This window comes from Brenneria uluponensis (assembly GCF_032395385.1).
Classification (GTDB): Bacteria; Pseudomonadota; Gammaproteobacteria; order Enterobacterales; family Enterobacteriaceae; genus Prodigiosinella; species Prodigiosinella aquatilis.
Genome location: NZ_CP135917.1, coordinates 2360173 through 2378511 on the forward strand (window position 1 = coordinate 2360173; position 18339 = coordinate 2378511).

The window sequence follows — 18339 nt, forward strand, 5'->3', positions numbered from 1 at the left end:
TTATTCCTCTCCGAAAATGTGGGTGCTGATCTGCCTGGCGAACTGGCTTTGTTGTGGCATCCCAAACCAGTTGCACAGCTTCATAAACCGATGGTCGCTGAGGCTATCTCCCAGCCCAATGACCGGAAACACGCCGCGTTCTGCCCGCAGCTTATTGAGCAGGAATTGTGTGGCGAGGCCTTTTTCTACGGGCATGGGTAACCACGCAATATTGTTGCTGTTGCGATGGATGTAAAACCCTTCGGATGAGAACTTGCCTTCGATTTCATCGCCGAGGGTGTACAGCTCTTCGAGTCGGGTACTGTCAGTGTGTTTCATCACCAGATACACGGGTGTATCGTTGTATTCGTAGTTGATCCGCGCCCAGCCGTTGACATTACGTTCTGCCATTAGCGTGGTGATGCCACCTTGTAGGTCGAGCAGACGTTCACGGTATACCGCCAGACTGGCCAACATGTGCGCTTTCCATTCCTCGTCAGGATCTCCTTCTGGCGTGAGGATCACTGCACCGTGAGTCGTAATAGACCATGAGCGAAAGGGGATAGTGACGCGGCTTATCTCTTCGGTGCCACGGGCCGTCACTGGAATAACGTCAGCATGTTCAAGCAACCAGTCCACCAGCATAGACTGCTCTTCACTCATAAAGCTGCGTGGGGTCATGGAGCGATCTAATGCACCCGGACGGAAAGGTTTCTGCGCCAGTTCATCGACCATCTTGCGACGCGTCTGAAACAGGGTGTCATCGAGATCTGAAAGAATAACGGGTTTATTCATAGGAGATGACTTCTACTGTGGGGGCAACACGGTTAAGCGCGTCCAGCAGTGACGGATCGACACTGTCGGCTGGTGTTTCGACACACAGCAGAATTCGGTCAAACAGCTGGTGGGCAACGTTATACACAAAGTTAGGAATACCCAAGCCATAGTTGTCTGCGAAGGCAATGGTCGATTCAATGGCAAACCCGGTAGCAATTGGTGACCGGGTCGTACAGCTGAATTTGACCTGCGCCCCTGCGTTTTCGAGACGTTCGGCCAGCAGTAATGGTTCCCAGACAAACTCCCCGGATCCCAGCACCAGGATCTTTTCTCCAGATGATGTTGTAATAGCATTGCCCAGATCACGTGCTGGTGCTGCCATCCCAAGGCGACCCCAACTCTGTTTGCCGGTGATCGGTACGTTTCCGGTGGCAGTCTTGCTAACGCAAGGCATGACTGGGATAGGGGCATTGGGATTTTTCTCCCAATGCCAGTCGCCCTGAATGAGAGAAACCGTGGTTACAGGTAGCGGACATTGTGCCTCAATTGCATTGCCGCTCCAGTCGGTCAACGTCACGGTTACAACGCGCTCCAGTTGCGTCAGGCCGGCATGCACGCGCAGCGACTCCAGCAAATTAATGAAGGTATTGCCGGTGGTGGCTTCGTCATCCACCAGCACCAGGCTGCGTGCATCACGCACGCGAGCACGCAATATCGGGTCGGTAGGGTGATAAAGAAGGTGATCCGTAGCGTGACTGTGGTTTTCTTTAAACTCACACAGCAGTTCACCCTTCATCGGATGACGTGTGGAGCTCAAATACACTGAGTGCTCAAAGTGACGCATTGCTTCATCAAAGACGCCGGCACCCAACCCCACGGCGGTTTCCGCCATACCAATAAAGAGTACCGGTCCAGGCAGGTCAGACGGAATTTGCTGCGCCAACTGCCGATAGGCCGAACGTATGGTAAAGGGGGATACCGGGATATGCCTCCCCAGCACTTTACTGACGAATAAAAATGCGCGCTTTGGGTTCCGGCGCTCAGCAATATCAAATAAGGTATCCAGAGAATGTGTGCCGCCAGTCGGAGTGACGGTCAGCGTACCGCTGGAGAGTTCCCGGCGATAGACAGGGAGTGCATTGAAAGTACTCATGTATCACCTTTACTAAAGGATAGATTATTCAGTGTCGGGTTGTAGACCCCTACATCGATGAATGAGCGCACGACAGCGGGGGTGAAATTGCCCGTTGTCTCGGCGATAACAGCTTCCGACTCTTCGATAAAACCGAGCTGGCGCATGGCAAATAGACCCGACAGATTTACGCCGCTATGGCGGGTATAACCAATGCCGCCTGATGGACGCAGGTTGATTTCAAGTAACACTGGCGCGCCATTGTCATTGTCTCGGGTCTGAACATTCACCAGACCATCAGCTTGCATAAGCTCAGCACAAGACTTTCCTAGTTCATAGGCCGGGCCTGATTGCTCAAGATATTGCAGAGCACCTTCTTTACGGCGGGCGACTGCCGCGATGACCTTTCCCCGCTCCACCAGCATGTCGACCGAGTACTCAGGGCCGGGCAGGTAGGGCATTAACACTAACGGTTCGAGGGCGTCCTGTTGCTCTAGCGCATGCAGGTAAATCTCAGGGTGTACTTCGCGGCTATCAGGATGTGTGAATGCTGCCATTGCACTGGCATTGTCATCAAAATGCCAGAATCCCATGCCATAAATACCGGTGACGGGTTTCACACAGAGCAATTTTTTACCGGAAGGAGAATGCCTATTAGTTTCAATATGATAACGCAATTCTCTGGCTGTCTCCACGCGAATGGACGGCACAACCGGGAGACCATGCTCTTTCATGAAATTGGCGAACTTGACCTTATCATTGGCCAGCTCAAACATAGCGGTGCTTGTGGCGCCGGTTGTCAACGCGACGCCCAAAACCTCAATATCCTGACGGTGTGTTTCGAACCACTGGCAGTTACGCCCCGTATGGATGACGCTAACGCCATAGCGCTTCACGGTTGCAGTAATAAAGGCCAGACGCTGCTCATCTTCATGAGGCTCGATCAACGCAATATCAGCTAGAGAAAGTATTTCATTTCGACTGTGGCGATGAGATGCAATAAGAGTGACGTTTTTATTAATTTTTTTACAATAATCTTTAATGCCTAAAATAATATCACGTTGTGATGACAAACCTTCCATTATCCAAATTACATGACTCATCGGTTTTTATATTCCAATAATGAGAGGTGAGGAAAAATCAATCTACGAGTCTAAGTAGACATTTTACTCATGTCAATCATGATATGATTTTTATGGCTGCGTGAATTATTACAAAACAATTCTTATATTTTCTGAAAAAATATGTCAGTTAGTGTAAAAAATAAAATAAAAATCAATTTAAAACAATATGTTAAAAATTAACATACAAAAGAAGACTAAATTATGGGTTGTGTGGTAACTGCATCATGATATGATTTTTTCAGTATATGAATTAAAAATTTAAGAAATAATGGCTCACCCTATCGCTGAAGGAATAAATAATGACTCAATCTATATCTGAAGGAATAAATAATGGTTTCATTAAGTAAAAACCAAACCGTTTCACTCAGCAAAAAAACATCTTCTCTAAATCAACTTCAATTTGGTTTGGGGTGGGATCCATTAAAGAAGAAAAAAGGGTTATTAAGCAGTCTGTTTGGCGGTGGTAGCGACTCAATTGATTTAGACGCGGGTTGCGTTTTGTTAGACAGCACGGGAAAAGCCCTCGATACTATTTGGTTTAGAAAACTGAAATCAAATTGTGGCTCCGTTGTGCATTTGGGGGACAACCTGACTGGTGAAGGTGAGGGCGACGACGAAGTGATCACCGTAGACTTGGCCCACCTGCCATCGCAAGTCGAGTATCTCGCGTTCACGGTAAACAGCTTCCGGGGCCAGACTTTCAATGAGGTCGATAACGCGTTCTGCCGAGTGGTCGATCAGGCTGGGGAAGAACTTGCACGTTACCAACTGACTGAGCAGGGATCTCACACGGGTATCATCATTGCCTCTTTGTATCGTAATGGTGGTAACTGGGATTTCACCGCTCACGGTAAAGCCTCAAGCGGCCGCACCATTGATAATATGCAGGCAGATATCGTTGCAACGGTGGTGCGCCAATGACGATGACGCCAGGGGGGAATGCTCCCGTACTTTCACAACTGCTGACCGTTCGTGTTATCTCTGGTGTTCCGGTCGACGCCTCTGCGTTCCGTCTCTATGCTTCAGGTAAAGTGCAGGGCGATGCCGACATGGTGTTTTACGGCCAGCCGGTGAATGACGATACGTCTGTTCGGCTCTCCGGGGCTGGAACGGATACCGCGTTTACCGTCGATATCAGCCGCTTGCGGCCAGAAGTGCAAAAGTTAGCGTTTACGGCTACTTGTGACGGTAATTTGACGCTGTCGGGCCTTAAGCACCTCTCCGTGCAAGTTGAATTGAACGGCAGCGTATTGCTCGTGGGGAACGTCGATATTCTCGGGCGTCAGGAAGCTGCGCTGATCCTGGGTGAACTCTATCGACGAAATACGGAGTGGAAATTCCGCTTTATCGCTCAAGGTTTCAACGGCGGGCTTAAACCCCTGGCTGAACATTTTGGCGTTGATATCAGTGACTCTCCGGCACCCACCGGTACGCCGAGCCCCGCGCCAGCCCCTGCACCGGAACCTGCAAAAATCAGCCTGAGCAAAGTGTCTCTGACCAAAGAGAAACCGGCTATCAGCCTTGCCAAGCGAGATAATTTCGGCCAAATCCGAATCAACCTCAACTGGAATCAGGGCGACGGTTCTTCTGGTGGTTTGCTCGGCATGTTCAGTAAATCCAAAGGTATTGATCTCGATTTGGGGGCGTTTGTTGAACAACAAAGCGGTACAAAAGATGTCATTCAGGCATTGGGTAATCGATTTGGGGCATTTGACCGTGAACCGTTCGTTGAGTTGCAAGGTGATGACCGCACCGGTCAGGTCAGCGACGGTGAATGGCTGCACATCAATGGTCGTGAATGGAAAAATATTCGACAAGTTCTAATTTTTGCCTTCATCTATGAGGGTGTGGCGAGCTGGGATAAAACAGACGGTGTGGTGACAATCCATATGCCCGATCAACCCCCGATCGAGTCTCGTTTAACGGAAGGATCTAACCGCCATAGCATGTGTGCGATTGCGCGCTTGGTGAATGAGAACGGGGCAATAAAGGTTGAGCGTATCAACCAGTTCTTCAGTGGCCATCGGGAGATGGATAAAGCATTTGGCTGGGGTTTCCATTGGACTGCTGGTTCTAAATAATTATTTAAAATAAGAGGATTAGACATGGGTATCTTCGACAAAGTTAAAGACGCAATCAATGCCGGTCGTAGTGAGTTGACCAAACAGGTCGGGCGTTATAAGAACAAAAAGTTCATGCAGGGTACGGTGGCCGTGTGTGCCCGGATCGCTGTAGCCAGCGATGGAGTCAGTGCCGAAGAAAAGCAAAAGATGATCGGCTTTCTTCAGGCTTCACCTGAGTTAAAAGTATTTGAAACTAAAGAAGTCATCGAATTCTTTAACGAACTGGTGACCAGCTTTAACTTTGACTATGACATTGGTAAAGGCGAAACCATGAAATACATTCTGGCACTGAAAGATCAGCCAGAAGCCGCTCAGTTGGCTGTTCGTGTCGGGATCGCTGTTGCCAAAAGCGATGGTAACTTCGATCAGGATGAGCAAAGTGCGGTTCGCGAAATTGCTGTGGCGCTTGGCTTTACCGCAGCGGAATTTGGTCTCTAACTTTAATACACTGGCTTAAGGGCTATTATGGTATCCACGCATATTGGTTTCCCGGCTGAAACCGTTACGGTTTTTGTTGTTCTGGCTATCGGGGCCATTTTTGTCGACTTGTTCATGCACCGTCATGACGAGCCGATTTCATTAAAAAGCGCGGCGCTATGGACAGTTTTCTGGATCGCCATTTCCATGCTATTTGCCGGTTTTCTCTACATTCATCATGGTGCTGAAGTGGCAAGCCTGTTTGTTACCGGGTATGCATTGGAGAAAGTCCTGTCGATTGACAACCTGTTTGTAATGATGGCTATCTTCTCGTGGTTTTCAATACCGGATAACTACCGGCATCGCGTTCTGTACCTGGGGGTCATCGGCGCCATCGTGTTCCGGGGCATCTTTGTTACCATCGGGGCCGGGTTGTTAACATTGGGGCCGTGGGTCGACATTGTCTTTGCGCTGGTCGTTGCCTGGACCGCCGTGATGATGCTCAAAAAGAGTGGCGACGACGAGGCTATTGAAGATTATTCACAGCACATTGCCTACCGACTCGTGAAGCGTTTCTTCCCTATTTGGCCCAAATTAAAAGGGCACAGTTTTCTGTTGAGCCAGAAGGAAGTAAATGCCGAGCTTGCCAAACCGGAAAACAAAGATATCAATGTCGGGCGTGCAGGAAAGGCACTCCTTTACGCGACTCCGCTGATGCTCTGTCTGGCGGTAGTTGAACTATCTGACGTGATGTTTGCCTTTGACTCTGTTCCGGCTGTCATTGCGGTGAGTCGTGAACCACTGATCGTATATAGCGCCATGATGTTCGCCATCCTTGGTCTGCGTACCATGTACTTTGTTCTGGAAGCACTCAAGCAATACCTGGTTCATCTTGAAAAAGCGGTCATCGTGCTGCTGTTCTTCATTGCGGTGAAACTGGGTCTCAATGCAACCGACCATCTGTGGCATCACGGCTACGAAATATCTGCCAATGTGAGTCTGCTGGTAGTTCTAGGGGTTCTGGCTCTGGGTATTATTATCAGTGTGCTGTTCCCCGGTAAACCTGAAGCTGAGGAAGGAAAAGCGGGCTAATCCCCCTTATCACTCCACTTTGAATATCAACGTTAATATTGAGGATGTAATTATGGGAGTTTCTCTTTCTAAAGGTGGTAATGTTTCTTTAAGCAAAGAAGCACCAACAATGAAAAATATGTTGGTGGGTCTGGGCTGGGATGCTCGCTCAACTGATGGACAGGATTTTGACCTTGATGCGTCAGCGTTTCTGCTTGCCAGCAATGGCAAGGTACGCGGAGATGCAGACTTCATTTTCTATAATAATCTGAAATCATCTGATGGTTCCGTTCTGCACACGGGTGATAACCGCACAGGTGAAGGCGATGGTGATGATGAAGCACTGAAGGTCAAACTCGACCAGATCCCGGCAGACGTAGATAAGATCGTATTCGTGGTCACCATCCACGATGCGACGGCTCGTCGCCAGAGCTTTGGCCAGGTTTCTGGTGCTTTCATTCGCTTGGTAAATGACGATAGTCACGTTGAAGTCGCTCGCTATGATCTGACTGAAGATGCGTCAACAGAAACCGCGATGTCGTTTGGTGAGTTATATCGCCATGGCACCGAGTGGAAATTCCGGGCAGTAGGTCAGGGTTATGCGGGGGGGTTGAACTCCGTGTGTGCACAGTACGGTATCAACGCGTCTTAATCGCGACAAAGTAAAACGCAGCAGGTGATTGCCTGCGCTAAGAGTATTTAATGTTACAGGCGTTCTGAATGGTAGTTTCTCTGATTAAAGGCGGCAACGTATTTAACTAAAGAAGCATCAGCCATGCCTAACAGCCCCGGTGGTAAAACATCGGGGCTTTTTTTATTGTTCAGAGGACTTGCTGTGTAGCGGTTTGATTATAGCGAGAGGCGGGTTTCGCCTGGCCCATGCACCGTGAAAGTGACGCCAGTACGGTTCCTGCGCCGCGGCCAGCATCTCATAGTCTCCGCGGGTATCACCCCAGGCTCGAAGATGGTATGCGGAAAGTGGACCGTACTCAGCTTCCAGACGCTTGACTTTCTGGGCACATCGGCAATTTTGACCGCTTATCCGCCCGGTAAGCACGCCATCTTTCATGTCTAAATTTGTACCTATCAGCCGGATACCCAGACGCGCTGCGAATGGTTTCAACACTATCGCCGGAGACGCTGAGCAGATCGTCACGACAGCACCAGAGTTGATCTGTGTTGCCACCGCTATCAGTCCGGATGGGCGCATTAAACGCATCCAGTACCGATCGCAAAATTCGGCAGCCTTCTGTTCAACCCACGTAGCCTCGACACCGCTTAGGAACGCGTGGATCAAGGCATCTTTCAGTTCATCGCGAGTCAACTGACGGCCAATATATTTCATTGCGGGTAATACCAGTCTCATTAGACGCCAGGCAAATACACGATTACCAAAGGCGAATCGCAGGAAAGGCACAAAGCTGTCACGCTTGGTCAACGTGCCGTCAAAGTCAAAGACGGACAGTAATTTTTTCTCGCCTGATACATCGCTAACCATCGTTTAATGCACTCCATCTATGGTGATTGTTACCAACAAACTGCGGGAAGGATACCAACTGCTATAGTCGATAGCGGAATTGTACTCATACTTCAGGCACTAGAAACAAAAATCCACGTAATTGTGTGGATTTTAATGGTTTCACCTGTCCGGCAAAGATATTCAGATATCTCTACGAGACGATGGCGTTGAACAGTGAAATAAATTCCATCTCATTGTTTTATAATATTTATTGGAATGGATGATCATTTCATACTCACTATTGTACTCAGATTGGTTCTTTTATTTTTGCTTTCTTTTTCCTTGGTCTAAAGATGACAGAGAGGAACTGAAACATGTGTCTTGCCTGGCAGGGCGCTAATTGATCCCGAAACCATATTGTTGGGAAAGTGGCAGCTTTTCAATTATGGTGTACTGCGTTCCTTTGTTTCGTAACATTCGATTTGTTTTTGGTTTACTTTTCTAAGCAAAACCTTAACATCTAGCCTCGTTTCCCTGACTCTGACGCATTCCTTTTAATGATGTATTCGCGCCGACTGATCGCTCGCCTGACCACATATGTTGCGATGTTCGCCATATTGATGCTGTCTGGTGCGCCCATAATCTCAAGGCATTTGCAGTGTGCGGGATTACTGACGTCTGTACAACATGACAAAGGTGAACCTACCGGGCACTCATCTATGCGTGTGTCCGGTATGGCGAACACGTCTATGGAAGAGGAGGCAGGGAATTCTTTAGCTCAACATGGTATCGCTGGAGAAGACAGTGCCTGCGGTTACTGCGATTTGTTGATTCATGTCCCGTTGTTACTGTGGTTATTCGTCCCAGCTCTCTGGCTTATGCTGTCCTCCCGGCGAGAAGCGGTTAGTATTACGGTTCCTACCCTTTATTTGTGTCTGAATGCGGTTTTCTTTCATAGTCCCAGAGCACCACCGTACGTTTCAGTTCGTTGCAAATTATCATCCGCGCGGAAAAGAGTGGCTTCCGCTGTCGGATATTTTTCGATAACTGAAACGGTGAAATCATGTCAAATTCTTCGACAAACACACTGGCAGTTTGTGGTGCGTTTTTAAATCTCATCCGGCGCCTGCACTTCTATATTGGGCTGTTTGTTGCGCCTTTTATTTTTGTCGCGGCACTGACCGGAACGCTTTATGTGCTTACGCCACAACTGGAAAATTACCTTTATAAAGATGCGTTGACTGCATTGCCCGTAGGTGAGGCAAAACCTCTGTCTGTGCAAATCACTGCGGCCCGCCGCTATGCGGGTGAAATGCTGAAAGTTTATGCGGTTCGGCCCGCGCCACAGGCGACGGAAACTACACGTGTGCAGTTTGTCAGCGGTGACCTGGGACCTTCAGAGTCGTGTTCCATATTTGTTGATCCTTATTCTCTGGACATAAAAGGTGATATGACCGTGTACGGGACTTCCGGTGTGTTGCCGTTGCGGTTGTGGCTGGATCGGCTACATCGCGGGCTATTGCTGGGCGATCCTGGACGAAACTACAGTGAACTGGCGGCATCCTGGCTCTGGGTCGTGGCGCTGGGCGGTGTTGTACTCTGGCTGGGAACTCGCCCTTGCCGCAAAGCGAAGAAGGTAAAGGGCCATTTTGCTGTTTCCCGATACTGGCATATTACGCTGGGGCTGACGCTACTCGCCGGATTACTGTTTTTTTCTGCAACGGGATTAACCTGGTCGCAATGGGCGGGCGGAAATATCGATCATTTACGCACCTCGCTGAACTGGCTCACACCACAGGTCAATACTGACCTCGGAGTTGCAAAACGGACTGCGCCAACCGATCTACATGCTGAGCATCATGCAAGTATGTCCCTGTCAGGAATGAACATGGCAAATACATCCCCTCATCAGATGGCGATAAATCAGCCTGACAGTGATTGGGATAAGGTGCTTGCCGCTGCGCGAGCTGCCGGAATCTCTGCGGCAAAAGTTGAATTGCGTCAGCCTAAAGGAGAAGGGAAGGCATGGACTGTAACCGAGGTGGATCGTAGCTGGCCGACCCAGGTGGATGCGGTATCGGTAAATCCGCGGACGTTTGCAATTGTCGACCATGTATGGTTTGACAACTTTCCGCTGGTTGCCAAATTGACTCGTTGGGGTATTGACGCGCATATGGGGATTCTGTTCGGACTGCCGAATCAGTTGGTACTGGCGTTTTTTGGCTTTGCACTGTGCGGCATGATCGTCCTGGGTTATCGGATGTGGTGGTTACGACGCCCCTCTATTGCACGAGTTAACCCGCTGGATACGCTTTCCGGCGCGTGGCTGATGTTGAATGGTTTGCAGAAAATGCTGGTGTTAGTTATCACGGTCCTGTTGGGATATGCGCTGCCGGTAATGGGAATCAGTCTCCTTTTCTTTATGCTAATTGATATCTGGCGTTGGCGACGCCTCAACCGTGATATTTCCCGACATAAAAAAGCACGCAAAATCTACTGTTGAGGCTGATTATGTTCAGGCGAAATTTGCCGGTAAGCTTGAGCAGGTATACAGATAAAGTTCAATCGAGTAACGCCACACGGGAACGTGTGGCGTTGTACAATAAAACCCGGCCCGGGCGACATTCAGTACCCGACACATTGTCATGACTCTCCATAGACATAGGGTAATGCCTGTGTCATTCTGGAAAACACATTGTTAACATTGCGGTGTATTAAGGGGGCTGAAGCCCAACCGTACGAAAACGTACGCTAAGTACGTTTTTTAACCACACATCAAAGCTATTAGGTCAGCCTGAAAAGCGGGTAACATCATGCGGCAAAGTTATTTATCATAAAATTCAGTGTCATCCTATGTTCTATATTTTCTAGATCCAAACTTAAGTTATTACGTCAGTTGCTACTACCCTCACCGCCAACGGATGTGTTCAAGCCTGACGTCACGTATCTTCTAATTCTCCATTGCGGAGATATCGCAAACAACACCAGCGGAATACCAATCCAAATCAAAGAATCAGCCACCCCAATTCTTCTGGCCAACTCAACAACCAGAGCGGATACCAGTAAATTTATAAAGGTTAACAATGAGGTATTTCGACGAGAGGAAAATAGGTTACTAGCAAGCACTTTAGCTGCTGTCCGGGACTGATAGACGCCAGCGATAAAATATACGATCCCTAGCATAAGAAACTCAACCCACATACTAGGGGTGTAATGGCAGAGAATAAATGTAAGAACTAGCCCGAAGGATAAAGCAGTTCCAGCAGCCGTCTTGATCCTGTGTTTGAGTAAGCTCCCCAGGCGATAAGAAAGGGCACTTGTTGTAATGCCGGCGCAGATCATCCATTCAGGATGTGAAGTATTCACACCGAATAATGTCGGGATAAGAGACAGGATGAAATACAGCATTGATGACCAGGATATCATGGAGATGACGTTGCAAATGAGGTTGGTTCTAGTGAGCGCTTCCTGCTTCCTTGTAATCCCTCTATCTTTCAGTGGTTTCCTGATAAACCCTGTCATCAGAAGAAAACAAGCCACACCATAGACTAACTGCAGCTTTAGCAGAAGCGTAAAAGATGCAAGGGTAATCACCGCTGCTGATAAAAAAGGGATTAGCGTCGCTACATACAACAGCGTCTGATTTCTTAACCGATAACTTTCTGCAATTTCCTCTTCATTTTCTGAATTTGCTACCAGCAGCATGCAGAACAGATAGATGATCCCGGCGCTAAAACCGGTGACAAAACGTGATATCAGGAACGACTGTAGACTGCTGCTTGAACCCGCGAAGAGAGACGCTACGCAAAATATCATGCAAAATAAAAGCGCAAAGAGGACATTTTTCCTGCCATTAAGCAAAAAAGCGCCAATCAGCTGACCTACGGCAAGTCCGCTCAGATAGGTTGAAAAAAAAACCTGCCCATTAAGGGCAGGTAAACTTTGCTGTAAATAGGGTATCGCAGGCGCTAACAAATCCATGCTTACCGGATTGATTGCAGCCAATATTACCACTGAAATGCGGTAAAAAAATGACATAGGGTTCCTGCTAAATATTTGAATAGGATCTTTTCACTGAAATAGCCCTTTTTATCAACGACGGGAATTCACGCGGTGTCGGTAACGATTCAATTTCAGAGACCGTCAGCCACTTAAATTCACCCTCAGCATTTATAAGGTTAGCCGGCAGGATACAAAGATAGATCATATCCAGGTGCCAGTGCCATCCACCCGTTTTTTCCGGGATTTTTTCGCAAAGTAGGGTGAGAGGTATTGGAAGTTCAGCTACCCTTGCGGGATCCAGGTCCAAAGACTGATGTTCCTGAATCTGGCACGATATAATGGTTGGCGTAACGCCTACTTCCTCGAACACCTCGCGTAACAGTGCCTCCTGCGGCTCCTCATTCTCCTCGATATGACCACCGGGATAGAGCCACATCTGCAATTTCTTATGAAAATGCATCAGAATGCGATCATGTTCATCTAGGATAATCGCCGAAGCGGTGAAATGCTTAACTCCCTCACGAAGCATAGGATTAAATCTCATTCAGAATGTTGGCGATTTGTTCAATATCCTGTTCTGTAATTCCAGGATGTACTGGGATCTGGATAAGCCGCTGAATCATGTTTTCTGAATTAGGGCAGTTGGCTGAAATATGGCTGTAAACCTCGCGCTTGTAAAACACGTTATAACCATATTTGACTTGATCGATAACTATACCGGCATCGTTCACTCTACGAAGCACTGTTCCCGGATCAGAAACGTCACTGTTCAGCTTAAATACCAGATTGTAGTAATTAGGACGCCCATCGCCAAAGCTGAGCTCGTCAAACGGCCGACCTGGCTTAAGCCGTGACTTAACTGCGTCAGCATTGGTCCTGCGAATGGAGACCTGTTCCTCGATATCAGGCAGTCTAGCAATACCCAGTGCGGCTTGTAGAGCACCCAACTTGTAGTTCACGCCGGATCTTTTACCTGACAGGTTGCCCAGTCGGGTAAATGTCGTCAGGTTTTGAGCGGTTTCCTGACAATCTGTAAGTACGAATCCACCTTCTCCGGTCGCGAGGATCTTACGATCATGCGTTGAGAAACAACTCATGTCACCAAAGGTGCCGGTAAACTTGTTGCCGAATTTAGCACCGTGGGCATGCGCGCAGTCTTCAATCAGGGGAATGCCATGTTCTGCCAGGATTTTTCGAGTTTCATCCTGATTGAAGGGATAACCCCATAAAGGAACGATCAATGCAGCCTTTGTTTTGCTGCTGATGGATTTGCGCAGGCTGTCCGGGCAAAAATCCAGACAGTTTTCACGTACATCAACGGGGACAGGGATTGCCCCATTTTCAGTAACTGGAAAGAGCGAAGGCAGGACCGCAGGTGCCGGGACGAGAATTTCATCTCCCGGGCGAACACCGGCACACCAGAGTGCTGCCTGGATTGCGGTGCTTCCGGAAGATACAGCTATAGCGTGTTTAGCACCAAAGTATGAAGACAGCGTATTTTCATAAATGCCAATAATGTCTGCTGTTCCAGATAATTGTCCATCGCGTAAAATAGACAGAATCATTTCTTCGTCGCGAACAGAATGATGCAGGTATTTGTCAGATATTTTTTTCATTATTACCGCACTCAGTATTTAATTATAATGCCGACATCATCGCTTTCACCCTGACATAATTCAGAGTAAAACTGCGGAATGTCTGCGAAATTTACTTCTTTAGTCAGGAGCGATTTCTCTGGCTCGATAATACCGCAATCCAGAAGCTTTCTGGTTGTCTCAATAAGGCGGTCTGCAGACCACTGAGGAAATCCCCGGTGAGGACATTCATTTACCGACATCGAGCTGATGAGTTCGACCCGGTTACGGTGGTATTCCTCACCGAGGTTGAGAGCATTAGCCTGACCGGTATAGGTCGACAAGGTAACGACGCGGCCGCCAACTGAAACTGAGCGAATACAGTCATTTAATGCACTGAAATTTGTCGAGGCTTCGATGGCGAAATCAACGCCAGTTTCCTTCGTATTTTGCTTGATGTACTCAGCCACGTTAGTGCTTATTGGGTCAATGACTTCGATCCCCTGAGCTGCTGCGACCCGCCTGCGTTTTTCACAAATATCTGTTGCGAAAATTCGGGTTACCCCGTTCACTTTGAGAAGTTGCGCGGTTAACTGCCCGACTACACCCAATCCGGTGACAAGAGCAGTGGCGCCAATGTACGGGCGTGCGTCGTGGACACCGGCCAGCGCAACTTTAGCAAGAACACGGAAAGTATAACGTCTGGGATCGACCCCCGGAACGCACAGCCCCCTTGCCGCTTCATTTTCAGACACAACGTACTCAGTCTGGTGAGGGCGATCGAGCCAGACATAATCGCCTTCTTTCACTTGTGTGACGTCTAAACCGACATTAATGACTTTGCCAACACAGCTATATCCCAGCGAGACAGGGAACTCTTTAAGCGCCCCATACTGATCGCCAAACAATCGATAATCATCTGACCACCCCTTATGAAAACGTGCGATAGAACCGTTAATCGTGCTTACTTCTGTTCCAGTGCTGATTAAAGAGTAAATACTATTTATGTGAACACTAGAGCTATTCATCTCTTTCAAAGTGGATTTTTCCAGAACCACTTTTTGTTTTTGCACTGCCCTTGCCAGTAATACCATCACTTCATTCCTTTTTTTAGTGGATTCGGTATTAATGCATATTTTTGTTAAAAAAATATTTCAGTTCTAACACTCCTGTTAACAGGAGGAATCATAAAGCCTAATTAACTTTACCTTTTATAGTAATCAAGTGTTTTTTTGTTTTATTCTAGAGAGTGAAGGTCTATGCCCGAGAAATTTCCGCTGATCAATCAGCCGGTTGCGGACTAAAAGACGCAAAAGGAACAACATCTGCGGTTGGTAAACTCAAACTGATTGAAAATTAGCCTCAACGTGGTTTGTTTTCCTAACTCCAAGCTGACCTCTGTTAAAAGGAATATGAACGGTGAAGTAAAAGCAATGCCTAGTTGAGTTATACCCTAACTTGACGTCAGGCCGGACAGTGAAAAACTGTCAGAATAAAGTCACTCTGCATATTTATTGACACAAGTAATTAAAGGTCATAGATTCTTTCCTGACACATTCAGTATTGGAGGCGTATGAAAGGTCAACGTATTGGCTATATCAGGGTAAGTAGCTTTGACCAGAACCCAGAGCGGCAATTGGATCAGACTCAGGTGGATAAAGTCTTTGTCGATAAAGCATCGGGCAAAGATACCCAGCGGCCAGAGCTGGATTCACTGTTGTCATTCGTGCGTGATGGAGACATCGTGGTGGTTCATAGTATGGACCGGCTGGCTCGTAACCTGGATGATTTGCGCCGTCTGGTACAAAAGCTTACCCATAAGGGTGTGCGTATCGAATTTGTTAAAGAATGTCTTACATTCACTGGCGAAGATTCACCGATGGCAAACCTGATGCTCTCAGTGATGGGGGCTTTTGCCGAGTTCGAACGTTCTTTAATCCATGAACGTCAGCGTGAAGGCATCGCTTTAGCCAGGCTGCGTGGAGCTTACCGTGGACGGAAAAAATCATTGTCCTCAGAACAACAAATTGAAGTTCGACGGCGAGCAATGGATGGTGAGAAAAAAGCCCAGCTTGCTCGCGAGTTTGGTATTAGCCGTGAAACGCTGTATCAATATCTGAAACAGTCTGATTAACATCTAATTTTTATGTATTCGTATGTGATCCGTAGCCAGGGAGGCACTTTTGCCAGCAGATTTTTTAAACGCGGAACAGCGTGCCAGTTATGGCCAGTTCTCTGGTGAGCCTAATGACATTCAGCTTGCTCGTTTCTTTCTGCTGGACGAAGTGGATATGGATTTCATTAACAACCGGCGCGGAAGGGCAAACCGGCTGGCAGTGGCATTGCTGATTGGCAGCGTTCGATTTCTTGGCACATGGCCTTATGACTTGTCAGCGATCCCGACCAACGTACTGTGGTTTGTTGCCCGACAGTTGGGAATATCCGATACGAGCGTTCTGTCCGACTACTCCAGAAGAGAAACTACGCTGCGTGAACATCAGGCACTGATCCGTCGTCAGTATGGCTATCATGATTTTTCGTGGCCGTGGACTTTCAGATTGAGCCGGTTACTGTTCACCCGCAGCTGGCTCAGCAACGAACGACCGGGTCTGCTTTTCGATCTGGCTACCAGTTGGCTTCTGCAAAATAAAATACTGTTGCCGGGCGTCATCACGCTGACCCGTCTGATATCCGAAATACGTGAAAAATCAGCAGACAGGCTCTGGTCACGTCTGTCCGGGCTGGCATCAGGTGAGCTGTGCTCATTACTTGAAGAACTGTTACAGGTGCCTGACGGAGTACGTACCTCACGTTTTGATCAGTTAAGAAAAGGTCCTGTTGCCATCAGTGGCCCAGCATTTAATCAGGCCGTTGCGCGCTACCTGAAACTGAAAGCATTTGGCATGCAGGATCTCGACTTCACCGGTATTCCTCCGGTGCGTTTCAATGCACTAGCCCGGTATGCTGATATGATTTCAGTGTACAAAATAGCCCGGATGCCGCCCGCAAGACGAACAGCTATGCTGGTTGCCTTTGTCCGTTCCTGCGAAATATCGGCACTGGATGACGCGCTGGACGTTCTGGATGGGATTATCGCTGATATTGGCCGGGAGGCGAAAAAAATTGGGCAGAAAAAACGACTGCGGACACTGAAAGACCTTGATAAGTCAGCATTAGAACTGGCACATATCTGCTCGGTGCTCCTGGATGAAAATATTGACAGTGAGTTGATCCGCTCGACAATATTCGGGAAATTTCCTCCGGCCAGGCTGGCCGATACCATCGCATTTATAAACACCATCGCCCGACCTTCTGACACCAGTTTTCACGATGAAATGGTGGAACAGTATGGGAGAGTCCGCCGCTTTCTTCCCTGTTTGCTGGAGAATATTGAATTCAGCGCCGCTCCGGCAGGTGAAACCACGCTGGAGGCTATACGCTACCTTGCGGCGATCCGGTCAACCCGGAGGCAGCATATTGATGATGCGCCAATGGCGATAATTACCGGCCCCTGGAAACGACTCTGCTATGGCAAAGACGGCCATTTATCCCGACAGGGCTATACCCTTTGTGTTATGAATAAGTTACAGGACAGTCTGCGACGTCGGGATATTTACGTCGCACGGAGCGAGCGCTGGGGAGATCCGCGGGCTAAACTTCTCCAGGGGCAGGACTGGCACACCAACAGAGTTCAGGTATATCGCTCCCTTGGGCATCCCCTCAACGCCGGAGAGGCCGTCAATGCACTGACCCGGCAGCTGGACTCTGTGTACCGACAGGTCGCTAAAAATTTTGCCGATAATCAGGCTGTTTCACTGGATTTCACCGGTAAACGCACGAAGCTGACCATTGCTCATCTGAACGGACTGGATGAGCCGCCGACGCTGAAGTTACTCTCGAAACGTATATCTGACCTGCTGCCAATTGTCGATCTGACAGAACTCCTTCTTGAGATTAACGCGCATACAGGATTTGCAGATGAATTTACCCATGCAAGCGAGGCGGGCGCGCGTATGGATGACCTGACAGTCAGTATATGCGCGGTATTGCTGGCTGAAGCTTGTAATATTGGCATGGAGCCCTTTATTCGACCCAATATTCCGGCGCTGACCCGTTATCGTCTGAGCTGGACCAAACAAAATTATCTCAGGGCAGAAACGCTGGTAAAAGCAAACGCCAGACTGGTTGATTACCAGTCTACTCTGCCTCTGGCTCAGAAATGGGGCGGTGGTGAGGTGGCCTCTGCGGATGGCATGCGGTTTATTGCCCCGGTACGAACGGTACATGCAGGCCCCAACCGAAAATATTTTGGCTCCAGTCGCGGGATCACCTGGTACAATTTCATTTCAGATCAGTACTCCGGATTTCATGGCGTTGTCGTTCCAGGCACGCTAAGGGATTCCATTTTCGTGCTGGAAGGGCTACTGGAGCAGCAAACCGGACTAAACCCGACTGAGATAATGACAGATACAGCCGGTTCCAGTGATCTGATCTTTGGCCTTTTCTGGCTGCTGGGCTATCAGTTTTCACCCCGCCTGGCCGATGCCGGGGCTTCTGTATTCTGGCGAGTGGATAAAGATGCAGATTATGGCGTACTGAATGACATCGCCCGCAATGCTGCCAATGCCCGAAAGATAGAGCAACACTGGGATGACATGATGGTAAGCGCCGTTAAATCGAC

The 18339-nt window shown here is 48.4% G+C and carries 16 protein-coding genes and 1 pseudogene; 9 read left to right on the forward strand and 8 right to left on the reverse strand.

The genetic code is table 11. The features are described 5' to 3' along the window. Genes RS889_RS10800 through RS889_RS10810 form a run of 3 tightly spaced genes read right to left on the reverse strand, consistent with a single transcriptional unit; the run spans window position 1 to window position 2991 of the window. Complete coding sequence (locus tag RS889_RS10800; protein WP_315710688.1) at window positions 1-774, reverse strand: HAD family hydrolase; 774 nt, start codon at window positions 772-774, stop codon at window positions 1-3. After that, the gene (locus RS889_RS10805) at window positions 767-1909 is read right to left on the reverse strand and encodes a phosphoribosyltransferase domain-containing protein (protein WP_315710690.1); all 1143 of its coding nucleotides are present in this window, start codon (window positions 1907-1909) and stop codon (window positions 767-769) included. Before RS889_RS10805 ends, RS889_RS10800 begins: the two co-directional genes overlap by 8 nt. Next, window positions 1906-2991: an ATP-grasp domain-containing protein gene (locus RS889_RS10810; protein ID WP_315710692.1), complete on the reverse strand. Its 1086-nt coding sequence runs from the start codon at window positions 2989-2991 to the stop codon at window positions 1906-1908. Before RS889_RS10810 ends, RS889_RS10805 begins: the two co-directional genes overlap by 4 nt. Window positions 2992-3342: 351 nt before the next feature. Here RS889_RS10810 and RS889_RS10815 point away from each other — a divergent pair, with 351 nt between their 5' ends. From RS889_RS10815 to RS889_RS10835, 5 genes are read left to right on the forward strand one after another with little or no spacing between them, the layout of a single operon-like run. Then, window positions 3343-3933 carry a TerD family protein gene (locus RS889_RS10815; RefSeq protein WP_290183002.1) on the forward strand — a complete coding sequence of 197 codons (591 nt, stop codon included), beginning with the start codon at window positions 3343-3345 and terminating at the stop codon, window positions 3931-3933. Beyond that, window positions 3930-5093, forward strand: coding sequence for a TerD family protein (locus tag RS889_RS10820; protein WP_315710693.1), 1164 nt, complete (start codon window positions 3930-3932; stop codon window positions 5091-5093). Before RS889_RS10815 ends, RS889_RS10820 begins: the two co-directional genes overlap by 4 nt. Window positions 5094-5117: 24 nt before the next feature. Next, entirely contained in the window at window positions 5118-5573 is a 456-nt protein-coding gene (locus tag RS889_RS10825) for a tellurite resistance TerB family protein (protein ID WP_021016095.1), read from the forward strand. A 27-nt stretch (window positions 5574-5600) separates the two neighbouring features. Continuing rightward, complete coding sequence (locus RS889_RS10830) at window positions 5601-6644, forward strand: TerC/Alx family metal homeostasis membrane protein (RefSeq protein ID WP_021016094.1); 1044 nt, start codon at window positions 5601-5603, stop codon at window positions 6642-6644. 52 nt (window positions 6645-6696) lie between these two features. Further along, on the forward strand, window positions 6697-7275 hold the full coding sequence (locus tag RS889_RS10835) for a TerD family protein (RefSeq protein ID WP_315710695.1): 579 nt from the start codon (window positions 6697-6699) through the stop codon (window positions 7273-7275). A 162-nt stretch (window positions 7276-7437) separates the two neighbouring features. Here RS889_RS10835 and RS889_RS10840 read toward each other — a convergent pair whose 3' ends face one another. Then, entirely contained in the window at window positions 7438-8121 is a 684-nt protein-coding gene (locus RS889_RS10840) for an HAD family hydrolase (protein ID WP_315710697.1), read from the reverse strand. Window positions 8122-8702: 581 nt separating this feature from the next. Here RS889_RS10840 and RS889_RS23805 point away from each other — a divergent pair. Together RS889_RS23805 and RS889_RS10845 are read left to right on the forward strand one after the other, a co-directional pair. Then, window positions 8703-9194, forward strand: coding sequence for a DUF2946 domain-containing protein (locus RS889_RS23805; protein WP_425475150.1), 492 nt, complete (start codon window positions 8703-8705; stop codon window positions 9192-9194). Further along, window positions 9146-10585 (forward strand): PepSY-associated TM helix domain-containing protein, encoded by a 1440-nt coding sequence (locus tag RS889_RS10845; RefSeq protein WP_315710699.1) that lies wholly within the window; start codon window positions 9146-9148, stop codon window positions 10583-10585. The genes RS889_RS23805 and RS889_RS10845 overlap by 49 nt, the downstream gene beginning before the upstream one ends. Before the next feature lie 389 nt (window positions 10586-10974). Here RS889_RS10845 and RS889_RS10850 read toward each other — a convergent pair whose 3' ends face one another. From RS889_RS10850 to RS889_RS10865, 4 genes are read right to left on the reverse strand one after another with little or no spacing between them, the layout of a single operon-like run. After that, on the reverse strand, window positions 10975-12120 hold the full coding sequence (locus RS889_RS10850; RefSeq protein ID WP_315710700.1) for an MFS transporter: 1146 nt from the start codon (window positions 12118-12120) through the stop codon (window positions 10975-10977). 10 nt (window positions 12121-12130) lie between these two features. Continuing rightward, a complete protein-coding gene (locus tag RS889_RS10855) occupies window positions 12131-12613 on the reverse strand; it encodes an NUDIX hydrolase (RefSeq protein ID WP_315710701.1) in 483 nt (160 codons plus the stop codon). Window positions 12614-12617: 4 nt separating this feature from the next. Next, complete coding sequence (locus RS889_RS10860; protein ID WP_315710703.1) at window positions 12618-13700, reverse strand: DegT/DnrJ/EryC1/StrS family aminotransferase; 1083 nt, start codon at window positions 13698-13700, stop codon at window positions 12618-12620. 11 nt (window positions 13701-13711) lie between these two features. After that, a complete protein-coding gene (locus RS889_RS10865) occupies window positions 13712-14752 on the reverse strand; it encodes a zinc-dependent alcohol dehydrogenase (RefSeq protein WP_315710704.1) in 1041 nt (346 codons plus the stop codon). Window positions 14753-15231: 479 nt separating this feature from the next. Here RS889_RS10865 and RS889_RS10870 point away from each other — a divergent pair, with 479 nt between their 5' ends. Then, window positions 15232-15792, forward strand: coding sequence for a recombinase family protein (locus tag RS889_RS10870; RefSeq protein ID WP_315710705.1), 561 nt, complete (start codon window positions 15232-15234; stop codon window positions 15790-15792). 49 nt (window positions 15793-15841) lie between these two features. Continuing rightward, window positions 15842-18328, forward strand: a pseudogene (locus RS889_RS10875) (Tn3 family transposase); the annotation flags it as partial. Between the last annotated feature and the right edge of the window lie 11 nt (window positions 18329-18339).